We start from the raw sequence: 12,869 nt of genomic DNA, 5'->3' as shown, positions 1-12,869 counted from the left end.
ACCCGTCCGCACCGCTCGTAGGATGGAGTCATGCCCACCATCGTCCACGGGTTCGACTGGCCCGACCGCGTCGTCGTCGGCACCGTCGGGCTTCCCGGAGCCCGCACCTTCTACCTCCAGGCCCGCGACGGCCGACGTGTCGTCAGCGTCGCCCTCGAGAAGGAGCAGTCCGCCGTCCTCGCCCACAAGATCGACGAGATCCTCGACGAGGTGCGCCGCGTCGAGGGCAACCCCGCCAGCGTGCCCGAGACGACGCCCGACGAGCTCGTCGACCACGCGCCCCTGGACCAGCCGGTCGAGGCCGAGTTCCGCGTCGGCGCCCTGAGCCTCGGCTGGGACCCGTCCACCGCCCAGGTCGTCGTCGAGGCCTACCCCCTCGCCGATCCCGGCGACGACGACCTCGACGTCGACCTCGATGCGGACGACGCCGTCGAGCCCGTCGAGATGATGACCCTGCGGCTCCCCGTCGGCACCGCCAGGGCCTTCGCCGCCCGCACCCTCGAGGTCGTGGGCGCCGGTCGTCCGCTCTGCCCCCTCTGCGGCGCGCCCATGGATCCCGAGGGCCACGTCTGCGCCGTCCCCGGCGACTCCTGGTGACGACCGGGCCCGACCTGGTGACGGGGGAGCTGACGCTCACGGGCCGGGTGACCACCGCCTCCAACGCGACGTTCGTCGGCGAGGTCGAGGGCGTGGTCGTCGTCTACAAGCCGGTCGCGGGCGAGCGACCCCTGTGGGACTTCCCGGACGGCGACCTCGCCTCCCGGGAGGTCGCCTCCTGGCACGTGTCCGAGGCGCTCGGCTGGGACGTCGTCCCGCGCACCTGGCTCCGTGACGGCCCGCTCGGCCCCGGCATGGTGCAGCTCTGGTGCGACGTCGATCCCGAGCAGGACGCCGTCGACCTGCTGCCCTCGGCCGACGTGCCCGAGGACGGCTGGCGCACGGTGCTCGAGGGCCTCGACGAGGACGACGAGCCGGTGGCGCTCGTGCACGAGGACTCTGCCGCCCTCCGCCGGATGGCCGTCTTCGACGTCGTCGTGAACAACGCGGACCGCAAGGGCGCCCACGTCCTGGCGATGCCGGACGGCCGACGACACGGAGTCGACCACGGCCTGACCCTGCACGTCGAGCACAAGCTCCGCACCGTCCTCTGGGGCTGGGCCGGCGAGCCCCTGACGAGCGACGAGCTCGACGGCGTGGCCCGGGTCGAGCGGCAGCTCGGCGGCGAGCTGGGGGCCGTCCTCGGCGGGCTGGTCACCGAGGCCGAGCTCGCAGCCCTCCAGGCACGGTGCGCCCGCCTCCGGTCGACGGGCGCCTTCCCCGAGCCCGAGGGCCAAGCGCCCGCCGTCCCCTGGCCCCTCTTCTGACCTCGGCTGCCCGAGCGCCGCGGTCTAGTCCTGTCCGCGGTCGTCGCGGGGCAGCTGCGACGACGCGTCGCGACCAGTGACCGGGTAGGGGCCCGTCATGCCCTCGCGCAGCCGTGCCGCCGCGAGGATGCGGTCGCGCTGGAGGTGCCAGCCGAGGATCAGCAGCGGGATGATGACGACGAGCGACATGACGGTGAACGAGCCGATCGGCCAGTCGATCGCCATCAGCACGACGACCGCCAGCAGGAAGGCCAGCGTGAGGTAGCTCGTCACGGGCGCGCCGGGCAGGCGGAACGACGGCTCCTCGGCCTTGCCCTGCTTGGCCCACTGCCGCAGTCGCATCTGGCAGAGGATGATCGTGCCCCACGCGGTCAGGATGCCGAGCGAGGCGATGTTGAGGACGATCTCGAACGCGGTGTTCGCGCCGACGACCGCGTTCAGCACGACGCCCAACAGGGTGATGCTCGCGGTGAGCAGGATGCCGCCGAAGGGCACGCCGCCCTTCGACATCTTCGTCGTGAACTTCGGTGCCGAGCCGTTCATGCCCATCGAGTGCAGCACGCGGCCGGTCGAGTAGAGGCCGGCGTTCAGGCTCGAGAGCGCGGCGGTGACGACCACGAAGTTCATGATCGAGCCGGCCACCTCGCCCACCTCGGGGCTGCCGATGCTGCCGAAGAAGGTGACGAACGGGCTCTGGCCGGCCTCGTACGACGTGTACGGCAGCAGCAGCGACAGCAGCACCAGGCTGCCGACGTAGAACACCGCGATGCGGATGATGACGGTGTTGATCGCCCGGGGGACGACCTTCTCGGGGTGCTGCGTCTCGCCGGAGGCGGTGCCGACGAGCTCGATCGCGGCGTAGGCGAACACGACGCCCTGGATGACGATGACCGCGGGCAGGAGGCCGTTCGGCAGGATCCCGCTCGCCGCGATCACCGACCAGCCCGTGTCGATCGACTCGCCCCCGCTCGTCACGGGGAACGACGCCGCGAGCCACACGACGCCCACGACGAGGAACACCACGAGCGCCGCGACCTTGATGATCGCGAACCAGAACTCCATCTCGCCGAACACCTTGACGGCCAGCAGGTTGACCGAGAGCACGACGGCCAGCGCCACGAGGGCGAGCAGCCAGTCGGGCGCCGACGTGAAGGCGCTCCAGTAGTGCAGGTAGAGGGCGACGGCGGTGACGTCGACGATGGCGGTCATCGCCCAGTTCAGGAAGTACATCCAGCCGGCGGCGTACGCGGCCTTCTCGCCGAAGAACTCGCGGGCGTACGAGACGAACGACCCCGAGGAGGGGCGGTGCAGCACGAGCTCGCCGAGGGCGCGGAGGATGAAGAAGGCGAAGACGCCGCAGATCGCGAAGACGATCGCCAGCGCGGGGCCCGCCGAGGCGAGCCGGCCGCCGGCGCCGAGGAACAGTCCTGTCCCGATCGCACCGCCGATGGCGATCATCTGCAGCTGGCGCGGCTTCAGCCCCTGGTGGAACCCCTCCTGCTCGTGCGAGAAATCCTGGGGAACGTGGTCGGGGGCGGCGGCGCGGCCACCCTCGTTCGAGGGGCTCGTCATGGGACGACCGTAGACCCCTCGGTGCACGATGTGCACCTTCCCTCGCCGCAGCGCGCGGGACCAGGAGGCGCGGCCCGGTGCGTGCAGGCTCTGTAACGATGGGGTCTCGATCGAGATCCCCGCAGGCACGGGCGACACGCCGTCGCGGGGGACGCGCACGGTCCCCCGGGAGGGGGTCGGCGACTTGGTCGTCACGTGTCGTCCACGCTACCGTCGTGTCGACCCGGTCACCCGGGTCCGTCATCATCAGGACGCGCTGCCGCCGGCCCCCACGACCACCGGGCCGCGACGACGTACGGTCTGGTGGCGCCGGCGCCGGTCCCGTGACCGGCCCAGCGGGGTACGGGTTCGCGAGGCAGACCAGGCACGACGCCGGTCACGCGCCGCTTGAGCCGGTCCGTCCCGCACGTGCCGTCGACCCGTCCGCCCGACCTGGACGCCGCCGACGGCTCCGGCCCGAGCGGCCGGACGCCCCTCTCGGCGTGCGCATGGAGAGCCCGTGACCACCACCCCCGCAGTGCGAGCCCGGAACCTGTACAAGGTGTTCGGCCGCCGCCCCAAGGACGCCGTGACCCGCCTGGAGGCGGGCGCCACCCGAGCCGAGGCCGCGTCCCTCGGCACGGCCGCCGTCATCGACGCCTCCTTCGACGTGCAGCCCGGCGAGATCTTCGTCGTGATGGGCCTGTCCGGCTCCGGCAAGTCGACGCTCATCCGGATGCTCAACGGCCTGCTCGAGCCCACCTCCGGCTCGGTCGAGGTGTCGGGGTCCGCCATCTCCGACGTGCCCGCCGCGCGCCTCCGCGAGGTGCGGCGTCAGAACGTGTCGATGGTGTTCCAGCACTTCGCACTGCTGCCGCACCGCACCGTGCTCGACAACGTCGCCTACGGCCTCGAGGTCCAGGGCGTCCCCAAGGCCGACCGTCTCGCCAAGGCGAGGGAGATGACCGAGGTCGTCGGCCTCGGAAGCTGGGAGGACAAGCTGCCCTCCGAGCTGTCGGGTGGCATGCAGCAGCGCGTCGGTCTGGCCCGCGCCCTCGCCGCCGAGACCGACATCCTGCTGATGGACGAGGCGTTCAGCGCCCTCGACCCGCTGATCCGCCGCGAGATGCAGGAGCAGCTGCTCGAGCTGCAGGCGACGCTCGGCAAGACCATCGTCTTCATCACGCACGACCTCAACGAGGCGATGTTCCTCGGCGACCGGATCGCCGTCATGCGCGACGGCCGCATCGTCCAGATCGGCACGCCGGAGGACATCCTCACCGACCCGGCGAACGACTACGTCGCCCAGTTCGTGCAGGACGTCGACCGCGCCAGGGTGCTCACCGCGTCGAGCGTGATGGAGCCGGCCCGCGCCGTCGTCCAGCTGACCGCCGGCCCGCGCGGCGCGCTCCGCACCCTCCGCGACCTGCAGACCGCGGCGCTGTTCGTGCTCGGCCGCGACCGGAAGCTGCTCGGCTGGGTGCGCGACGGCCACGTGATGCGCCAGGTCAAGGCCGCCGACGCCGACCTCGCCTCGATCGTCAACGCGGAGTTCGCGAAGGTGGGCCCCGACGCCGCCCTGGTCGACCTCTTCGAGCTCGCCGTCGAGAGCCCCCTGCCCATCGCCGTGGTCGACGACCGCGACCGCCTGATCGGCGTCATCCCGCGCGTCACGCTGCTGGCCGCCCTCGGCGGGGTCGACACCTCGACGTCGCCGATCCCGGTGCTCGAGCCCGTGACCCGCTACTCCGAGAGCGAGCTCGACGAGACCCTCGCGGCGCCTGCCGGCGTCCCGACCGCGACCACCGAGGGAGCCCTCCGATGAACGAGTACCTGCGCATCCCCTTCGGCGACGCCGTCGCCGTCGTCGTCGACTGGGTCACCACCCACCTCGGCGGCTTCTTCTCCGTGATCCGCGCGATCGTGACCTTCTTCTACGAGTGGGTCGAGTACTTCCTCAGCGCGCCTCCCTTCTGGGCGGTCGTCGTCGTGATCGCTGCCCTGGCCTTCGTCGCGAAGGGCTGGAAATTCGGCCTCGGCACGGCGGCCGGGCTGCTGTTCATCGGCACCCTCGGCCAGTGGGAGAACGCGATGTCGACCCTGGCCCTGGTGCTCGTCGCCGGCGCGGTGGCCATCGTGCTGAGCATCCCGCTCGGCGTGCTCGCGGCCAAGTCGAACCTGGCGTCGCAGATCATCCGGCCCGTCCTCGACTTCATGCAGACGACGCCGGCGTTCGTCTACCTGATCCCCGCCCTGCTGCTGTTCCGGATCGGCGTCGTCCCCGGCATCGTCGCGACCGTCGTGTTCGCGATGGCCCCCGGCGTCCGTCTGACCGAGCTCGGCATCCGGGGCGTCGACAAGGAGGTGGTGGAGGCGGGCCACGCGTTCGGCTCGTCGCCGTGGCGCATCCTCCGCCAGATCCAGCTGCCGCTCGCGAAGCCGAGCATCATGGCCGGCGTCAACCAGGTCATCATGCTCTCGCTCTCGATGGTGGTCATCGCCGGCATGGTCGGCGCGGGCGGGCTCGGCGGCGACATCGTCGCGAGCCTCAACCGCATCGACATCGCCCTCGGCGCCGAGGCCGGCATCTCGGTCGTCGTGCTCGCGATCATCCTCGACCGGATGACGGCGGCCCTGGGTGCCGATCGCCGCGCACGGCGACGTCCGCTCCGCAGCGGCACGGGCCGGGATGACGCTCCCGCCCCGTCGCCGAGCACCCAGGAGGCGCGCACCGCCGACAGCGAGCAGCCCGTCCCCGTCGGGGCCGGCGCGTGAGCCCGCAGCCCGTCACCAGCACCAGCACCCGCACCAGCACCTCGAACACACCGATCGTCCCCGGAAGGACACCCATGAAGAAGCGCACCATCGCCGCCTCCGTCGCCCTCGGCACCACCGCCGTCCTCGGCCTCGCCGCCTGCTCGCCTCCCGGCAGCTCGTCGTCGGCCGAGACGCTCGACAACGGCGACAAGAGCGTCGTCGAGCTGGCCGTCTTCAACGGCTGGGACGAGGGCATCGCCGCGTCGTGGCTCTGGAAGTCGGTGCTCGAGGACGAGGGCTACACGGTCAACCTGCAGATGGCCGACGTCGCTCCCGTCTACTCGGGCCTCACCACCGACGACTACGACGTCGTGCTCGACACCTGGCTGCCGACCACCCACGCGGACTACGTCGAGCAGTACGGCGACGACCTGACCGACCTCGGCGCGTGGAACGACGACGCCAAGCTCGCCGTCGCGGTCAACGCCGACGCCCCGATCGACTCGCTCGAGGAGCTGAACGCGAACGCCGACCTCTTCGGCGGCTCGATCGTCGGCATCGAGCCCGGCGCCGGCCTGACGACGGCCGTGCAGGACGCGACCATCCCCGACTACGGCATCGACGCCCTCGAGCTGCAGACCTCGTCCACGGCCGCCATGCTCACCGAGCTGAAGAGCGCCACCGAGGCCGGCGAGAACATCGCCGTGACCCTGTGGAGCCCGCACTGGGCGTACGACGCGTTCCCGATCAAGGACCTCGCCGACCCGAAGGGCACGCTCGGCGACGCCGAGGGCATCCACTCGTTCGGCGGCAAGAGCTTCACGGCGAACTTCCCGCAGCTGGCCGAGTGGCTCGAGGGCTTCGAGATGGACACCGAGACCCTCTCGTCGCTCGAGAACGCCATGTTCAACAGCGGTGTCGACGGCAGCGACTACACCGAGGTCGTCGACGAGTGGATCGCCGAGAACCAGGACTACGTGGACGGCCTCACCAGCTGACCCGAACCTCCTCGTCCCGCGCCCTGCGGGCACGATCTCGCCCCGTCCGGCTCTGCCGGGCGGGGCGTCGTCGTACCCCGGTTCCGGGCGTCCGCACAGGCGGACCACCGGGGACGCACGGCTGGACCCCAGGAGAGAACAGGGGAGGCGCGGGTACCGTCGGTCACGCACGTCCCCCACGAAAGGCACCACCCCGTGACCACGATCGCCGTCGAGCCCCTCCGCCGTAGCGCGCAGCTCAGCACCCGGATCGTCTCCGGCGGGCTGGTCCAGGTCTCGACCCCCGACCGCGTCCTCGGCCACGTCAGGGACGAGGGCGGCGTGCACGTGGCGCTGAAGGGCCCGAACCCCGCCTGGGCCGAGGAGGTCGGCCGCTACGCCACGCTCGGCATGGCGCTCGAGGCGCTGCGCCTCCGCAAGCGCTCCGTCTGACGCTGCCTCCCGCGCCCCGTCAGTCGCCCACGCCGGCGAAGAACGACGTGAGCTCGCGGTCGATCCGTGACCGCGCCTCCTCGTCGCTGATCGACGGCTCGCCGTCGCCCGGCTGGGCACCGTAGCTGCCGAACTGCGCGTGGGCGAGGCCCGGGATCTCGACGACCGTCGCGTCGTCGGGCAGCATGTCGCGGTAGCGCTCGATGTCGTCCGGCGTGCTCAGGCCGTCCTGGCCGCCCCCGAGGCTGAGGACGGGCAGGTCGTCCCGGCCCGACAGGTCGGTCGTCGCGCAGTACGAGCCGAAGAGCACCAGCCCGTCGACCGCCGGGTCGTCGGCAGCGTACTGGCAGGCCCGCACCCCGCCGAGGGAGTGACCGCCCACGGCCCAGTTCGTGACCTCGGGCGCGAGGTCGGTGAAGTGCGAGAGCGGACGCGGGTCGAGGATGCCGAAGCCGAGCACGGGGCGCTCGACGACGACGGTGACGCCCGTGGCGACGAGGCCGGCGAGCACCTGCTCGTAGGCCTGCGGGTCGACGCGGGCGCCTGCGACGAAGACGAGTCCCTGGTCGAGCGCCGTGGTCCGGGCCGGGCGCAGCACGACGACGTCGGGCTGGTCGGCGACGTCGACCCGAGGGTCGTCCGCGACGGCGGCCAGTGAGGAGGCGGTGGCCGACATCGGCGTCTTCGCCCGAACGAAGAAGCCGGTCGCCACGAGGACGACCACGGCGAACAGGACGAGCGCGACGCCCTTCAGCACGCGACGCGTGCGGCTGCGGGGGGCCGCGCGGCGCCGGCGTCCGGGAGGTGACGAGGGCGTGGCGTCGCCGTGACGGGAACCTGTGGATCGACTCACGGTCCCAGTCTGACGGCACCGAGGTCGGCCGGGCGTCCTCCCGGTGCGACAGGGTGGACGGATGCCCTGGATCCAACTGCTCATCTCGGTGGCCGCTGCCGTCGTGCTCACCTTCGTCGTCTCGGCGGTCGTCGGCCTCGTCGTGGGGCTCGTCGCCAAGAAGAAGGAGTGGGCGAAGGCGCTCGTCGAGCGCATGCGCCGCCCGTTCCGCTGGACGCTGCTGGTCGTCCTCCTCACGATCGCCCTCCGCACCTCCTTGCCGGCCCTGCTGGGCTCGCCGTACGCCGGCGAGGAGGTCGTCGCCCAGCTCTTCCGCTGTGCGGTGATCGTGGTCGTGGCCTGGTTCGTCGGCGCGTTGGCCCTGTTCTTCGAGGACCTCGGGCTCGCGCGGTACCGGATCGACACCGCCGACAACCGGATCGCGCGACGGGTGCGCACCCAGGTGCTGATCCTCCGTCGCCTCACGATGGTGGTCGTGGTGGTCATCGCGGCGGGCGCGATCCTGCTCGGCTTCCCCGGGGTCGAGGCGGTCGGCGCCAGCGTGCTGGCGAGCGCCGGGCTCGTCTCGGTCGTGGCGGGGCTCGCCGCGCAGTCGACCCTCGCGAACGTGTTCGCGGGGATCCAGCTCGCCTTCAGCGACGCGATCCGCATCGACGACGTCGTGGTGGTCGAGGGCCAGTGGGGCCTGATCGAGGAGATCACGCTGTCGTACGTGGTCGTCCACATCTGGGACGACCGCCGTCTCGTGCTGCCGTCGACCTACTTCACCACCACGCCGTTCGAGAACTGGACCCGCCGCAACAGCGAGCTGCTCGGCGCCGTCGAGCTCGACCTCGACTGGCGCGTCGACCCCGGGGCGATGCGCGACGAGCTCGACCGCATCCTCGAGCGCACCGACCTCTGGGACCGCCGGACGAAGGTGCTCCAGGTGACCGACGCGACCGGCGGCTGGGTGCGCGTCCGGGTGCTCGTCACCGCCAAGGACGCCGGCACCCTCTTCGACCTGCGCTGCCTCGTGCGCGAGGACCTCGTCTCGTGGCTGCACCGCGTCTCGCCCCAGGCAGTGCCGCGCACCCGCGTGCAGACGGTCGAGGTAGAGCCCGAGCCGACGACGCGCCGTCCGTCCCGGTCGACCTCCGAGTCGGGCGGCCTGTTCTCGGGCGAGAATGCCGGGTCGGAGCGCACGCAGCTCTTCACCCAGGCGATCCCTGTCCAGCGCGACGCCGACCCCGAGCCGCGGCCCTACGCCGCGACGATGGGCGCCGAGGACGAGCGCGACCCGCGCGTCGACCGCTCGTTCGACGGCCGACCGACGGGTCGCCCCGACCGCTGAGCCCGGTCTCGACGCACGAAGGAGGCGCGCCCCCGGTCGGGGACGCGCCTCCTTCGTGCCTGCGCCGGCAGGTCAGCCGGCCGGGGGCGGAACGGTCAGTCGTTCTCGTTCGCGGCCTCGACCACGTTGCCGACCGCGATGGCCGTTGTGGCCGCCCAGGCCACGGCGGTGAGCAGCAGCCGCCAGTCGCGGGGGCCGGAGCTGAGGCTCTTGAGCAGGCTGACGCCCGAGAAGAGCGAGCTGATGATCGCTCCGTTGAAAAGGAATTTGCGCACGGTTCTCTCCTGGTGATCGGTGCCTCCACCGTACTCGTCAGGCCGCGGAGCGCACCGGGGCGGATCGGTGCAGTGCGTGCACCGCGTGGGGTCGTAGGGTGAGCTGCCCGGCTCGCCCGGTCCGGGCTCGTCGGCCGGAGGAGACCTGGTGCGCACTGCCGTGCTCGGAGCAGCGTTGCTCGTCGTCGGGCTAGTCGCCCTGCTCGCCGGGGTGCTCACGCTCGACGAGCTGGGCACGCTCGTCGAGCGCGTGGCGCCGGTGCTGGGCTTCGTCGTCGCGCTGACGATCGTGTCGGAGCTCGCGGCCGAGGCAGGCCTCTTCTCGTGGCTGGCCGGGTTCGCCGCCCGGGCGGCGCGCGGCCGGGTCGTCGTCCTCTGGGCCTTCGTCGTCGTGCTCGCGCTCGCGTGCACGATCTTCCTCTCGCTCGACACGACGGCCGTGCTGCTCACCCCCGTGGTGGTGCTCGTCGCCCGGCGCGTCGGGCTGCCGCCGATGCCGTTCGCCCTCACGACGGTGTGGCTCGCGAACTGCGGCTCGATGCTGCTGCCGGTGTCGAACCTGACCAACCTGCTGGCCCTCGACGCCCTCGGGTCGCCGTCGCCCGCCTCCTTCGCTGCGCTCGTGGCGCCGGCGGCCGTGGTCGCCGCCGTCGTGCCGGTCGTCGCGGTCGGCCTGCGCTACCGCCGCGAGCTGAGCGGGCGCTTCGAGGCTCCTGCGCGGGAGGAGGCCGGCGACCGCGTGCTCTTCGTCGTGGCCGCCGTCGCCGTGGCGCTGCTCGTGCCGGCGCTCGTCAGCGGGATAGAGGTGTGGATCCCGGCAGCCTTCGCCGCGCTCGTCCTCGTCGTCGTCACCGCCGTGCGGCGGCCGTCGACGCTGCGGCTCGGCCTCGTCCCCTGGGGCACGATCGTCTTCGCCAGCGGCCTGTTCGTCGTCGTCGAGGCGGCGCACTCGCTCGGGCTCGCCGACGCGCTCGCCGTGCTCGTCGGCTCCGGCGACGGGCTGCCCGACCTGCTGCGCCTCGCCGCCGGCAGCGCGGCCGCCGCCAACGTCGCGAACAACCTGCCTGCCTACCTCGCCCTCGAGCCCGTCGCCGGCTCGCCGCTGCGGCTCGTCGCCGTGCTCGTCGGCGTCAACGTCGGCTGCCTCGTGGCGCCCTGGGCCTCGCTCGCGACGCTGCTCTGGCACGGGCGGCTGACCTCGATGGGCGTCGAGGTGAGGTGGCGCGGCGTCGTGCTCGGCGGGCTCGGGGTCGCGGTCGTCGCCGTGCCGCTCGCCGTCGTCGCCACGGTGCTGGTCGGGGCGTAGGCCGCCGAGGCTCCGCCCGCGGACGCGGTGTCTGCGGACGCGGCGCCCGAGGACGCGGTGCCGGCGGCCAGAGCTGCTCGTGCGTGCCTCAGCGTGCGCCGCAGCATGTCCGTGAGCGCCGCCTCGTCCGTCGCCCGGCCGCGGGCGTGCACCTCGGCGACGACCGACCCGGACCAGCCCGACCGTGCCAGGTGCCCGAGCACCTCGGCGACCGGCTGGTCGCCCGTGCCCGGCACCAGGTGCTGGTCGACGAGGCCGCCCGGCCGCGTCGAGACGACCCCGTCGCAGAGGTGCACGTGACGGAGGCGCGGGCCGAGGGCCAGCGCGAGGTCGAGCGCGTCCCGCCCGGCGACGGCGGCGTGCGAGAAGTCGAGCACGGCCGCGTCGACGGCGAGGGCCGAGGGGTCGTGCCCGGGGGAGTAGACGTCGGCGACGACGGGCCCCAGCCGCCACGGGAACATGTTCTCGACCGCGAGCTCGACGCCCGTCGCGGCAGCCAGCTCCCGGACCAGGTCGAGGAACCGCGCGGCGTGCCGACGTTGCCAGCGGAACGGCGGGTGGACGACCACGGTGGCCGCACCGAGGTCGGCGGCCAGCTCGGCCGAGCGCCGCAGCTTCTCGCCCTGGTCGCGGCCGAGCGCGAAGTGCGCGAGCGGCAGCACCGGTGCGTGCACCGAGAGCACGGGCAGCCCCCAACGGGCCGAGGAGGCGCGCAACAGCCGGGCGTCCCGGCTCGCCCGGTCGGCGGTCACCATCACCTCCACCCCGTCGAAGCCGGTGGTCCTCGCGAGGCGGAACGCCTCGTCGACGGGGAGCGGGGAGACGCAGGACGTGCTCGTTCCGACCGTGATCACGCGGCCAGGCTACGACCGGGCCCGCGGCGGGGGAGCCGAGCAGGGGTGAACGTCGGGCGAACGGCCGGGGAACGTCCCCGGGGCCGGGCGACCGCCTCCTGGGTCGGCTCAAGGGTCCGGGCCAGCCGCCGGCTACAGCCAGTCGCGCTTGCGGAACTGCCACCAGAGCACGCCGCCCACGCCGACGATGAGCACGCACGAGGTGACGAAGCCCCCGACCGTGCTGAAGCCGGGGTAGGGCACGTTCTGGCCGTAGAAGCCGGTGATGGCGGTGGGCACCGCGATGATCGCCGCCCAGCTCGTCACCTTCTTCATGATCCCGTTCATCCGGTTCGACTGCAGGTTGAGGTTGGTGTCGAGGATGGTCGAGACGAGGTCGCGGAGCGAGTCGTTCTGCTCGGCGACCCGGACCACGTGGTCGTAGACGTCCTGGTAGTAGGGCTGCATCACCGGGTCGAGGTCGTGCAGGTCGCGGCGCAGCAGCGTGTTGAGCACCTCGCGCATCGGAGAGGCGACGCGCCGCAGCCGCACCAGGCTCTTGCGCAGCGCGAACGAGCGCTTCTGCACGTCGAGGGTGCGCGGCGCCGGGTCGAACAGGTCGTCGGCGATGCCCTCGATCTCGTCGTCCAGCGCGTCGACGGCCTCGAAGTGGCGGTCGACGACGACGTCGAGGACGCCCCACAGCAAGAAGGAGACGCCGTGAGCCGCGAGGTCGGGGCTCTGGTCGAACGCCTTCTCGAGCCGGGAGACGTCGAAGTCGGCGTGGTGGATGGTCACGAGCGCCTTGGCGGTCAGGAACGCCTTGACCTCGCTCGTCGTCAGCTCGCCCGACGCCGCGTCGAACGAGACATCGTAGAGCGCCGTGAAGAGGTGGTTCTCGTAGCGGTCGACCTTCGGCCGCTGGCCGTCCTGCAGGGCGTCCTCGACGGCGAGCTCGTGCAGCCCCAGCTCGTCCTCGAGGTCGTCGAAGTCCGCCGCGGTCGGGTCGGTGAGGTCGACCCACACCGTGCAGCCCTCGGTCTCGAGGTGGTCGCTGACGTCGGCGAGGGGGAACCCCTGCGCCACGAGCCGCCCGCTCCGGTACGCCCGGGTCTGCGTCGGGGTGCGGGTCGTGGTCGGGGCCTCGGTCATGGGGGCATGCTATCC

General features: G+C 72.5%; 12 protein-coding genes and 1 pseudogene. 8 read left to right on the top strand and 5 right to left on the bottom strand.

Features of this window, described 5'->3' with window-relative positions; genetic code table 11:
• Window positions 1-30: 30 nt before the first annotated feature.
• Window positions 31-597 carry a DUF3090 domain-containing protein gene (locus tag EDF20_RS04110; protein WP_123546494.1) on the top strand — a complete coding sequence of 189 codons (567 nt, stop codon included), beginning with the start codon at window positions 31-33 and terminating at the stop codon, window positions 595-597.
• On the top strand, window positions 594-1,364 hold the full coding sequence (locus tag EDF20_RS04105; RefSeq protein ID WP_123546493.1) for an SCO1664 family protein: 771 nt from the start codon (window positions 594-596) through the stop codon (window positions 1,362-1,364). Before EDF20_RS04110 ends, EDF20_RS04105 begins: the two co-directional genes overlap by 4 nt.
• Before the next feature lie 24 nt (window positions 1,365-1,388).
• Here the strand turns inward: EDF20_RS04105 and EDF20_RS04100 are convergent, their stop codons facing one another.
• The gene (locus tag EDF20_RS04100) at window positions 1,389-2,936 is read right to left on the bottom strand and encodes an amino acid permease (RefSeq protein WP_123547280.1); all 1,548 of its coding nucleotides are present in this window, start codon (window positions 2,934-2,936) and stop codon (window positions 1,389-1,391) included.
• A 499-nt stretch (window positions 2,937-3,435) separates the two neighbouring features.
• On the opposite strand from EDF20_RS04100, the gene EDF20_RS04095 reads away from it, so the two are divergent.
• The 4 genes from EDF20_RS04095 to EDF20_RS04080 all read left to right on the top strand — a co-directional run bounded on the left by EDF20_RS04095 (window position 3,436) and on the right by EDF20_RS04080 (window position 7,102).
• Window positions 3,436-4,740 (top strand): glycine betaine/L-proline ABC transporter ATP-binding protein, encoded by a 1,305-nt coding sequence (locus tag EDF20_RS04095; RefSeq protein WP_133737768.1) that lies wholly within the window; start codon window positions 3,436-3,438, stop codon window positions 4,738-4,740.
• Window positions 4,737-5,690, top strand: a complete 954-nt coding sequence (locus tag EDF20_RS04090) for an ABC transporter permease subunit (protein ID WP_123546491.1) — start codon at window positions 4,737-4,739, stop codon at window positions 5,688-5,690. The genes EDF20_RS04095 and EDF20_RS04090 overlap by 4 nt, the downstream gene beginning before the upstream one ends.
• A 74-nt stretch (window positions 5,691-5,764) precedes the next feature.
• On the top strand, window positions 5,765-6,670 hold the full coding sequence (locus tag EDF20_RS04085) for a glycine betaine ABC transporter substrate-binding protein (protein ID WP_133737767.1): 906 nt from the start codon (window positions 5,765-5,767) through the stop codon (window positions 6,668-6,670).
• Between the two features lie 195 nt (window positions 6,671-6,865).
• Window positions 6,866-7,102, top strand: coding sequence for a hypothetical protein (locus EDF20_RS04080; RefSeq protein WP_123546489.1), 237 nt, complete (start codon window positions 6,866-6,868; stop codon window positions 7,100-7,102).
• Window positions 7,103-7,121: 19 nt separating this feature from the next.
• Here the strand turns inward: EDF20_RS04080 and EDF20_RS04075 are convergent, their stop codons facing one another.
• A complete protein-coding gene (locus tag EDF20_RS04075; RefSeq protein ID WP_243833359.1) occupies window positions 7,122-7,955 on the bottom strand; it encodes an alpha/beta hydrolase in 834 nt (277 codons plus the stop codon).
• A gap of 61 nt (window positions 7,956-8,016) precedes the next feature.
• Between EDF20_RS04075 and EDF20_RS04070 the strand changes: the two genes are divergently transcribed.
• Window positions 8,017-9,288, top strand: a complete 1,272-nt coding sequence (locus tag EDF20_RS04070) for a mechanosensitive ion channel domain-containing protein (RefSeq protein WP_133737765.1) — start codon at window positions 8,017-8,019, stop codon at window positions 9,286-9,288.
• Window positions 9,289-9,383: 95 nt separating this feature from the next.
• Here the strand turns inward: EDF20_RS04070 and EDF20_RS04065 are convergent, their stop codons facing one another.
• Window positions 9,384-9,563 carry a hypothetical protein gene (locus EDF20_RS04065; RefSeq protein ID WP_123546487.1) on the bottom strand — a complete coding sequence of 60 codons (180 nt, stop codon included), beginning with the start codon at window positions 9,561-9,563 and terminating at the stop codon, window positions 9,384-9,386.
• Window positions 9,564-9,711: 148 nt separating this feature from the next.
• Between EDF20_RS04065 and EDF20_RS04060 the strand changes: the two genes are divergently transcribed.
• Complete coding sequence (locus tag EDF20_RS04060) at window positions 9,712-10,869, top strand: SLC13 family permease (RefSeq protein WP_133737764.1); 1,158 nt, start codon at window positions 9,712-9,714, stop codon at window positions 10,867-10,869.
• A 182-nt stretch (window positions 10,870-11,051) separates the two neighbouring features.
• On the opposite strand, the pseudogene EDF20_RS16015 reads toward EDF20_RS04060, so the two are convergent.
• Window positions 11,052-11,624, bottom strand: a pseudogene (locus tag EDF20_RS16015) (sugar phosphate isomerase/epimerase); the annotation flags it as partial.
• 231 nt (window positions 11,625-11,855) lie between these two features.
• A complete protein-coding gene (locus EDF20_RS04050; RefSeq protein WP_133737763.1) occupies window positions 11,856-12,854 on the bottom strand; it encodes a magnesium transporter CorA family protein in 999 nt (332 codons plus the stop codon).
• Between the last annotated feature and the right edge of the window lie 15 nt (window positions 12,855-12,869).

The organism is Frigoribacterium sp. PhB116 (genome assembly GCF_004364285.1).
GTDB lineage: Bacteria > Actinomycetota > Actinomycetes > Actinomycetales > Microbacteriaceae > Frigoribacterium.
Note: the sequence above shows the minus strand (reverse complement) of the source record. Positions and strands in the feature narration are given on the sequence as shown.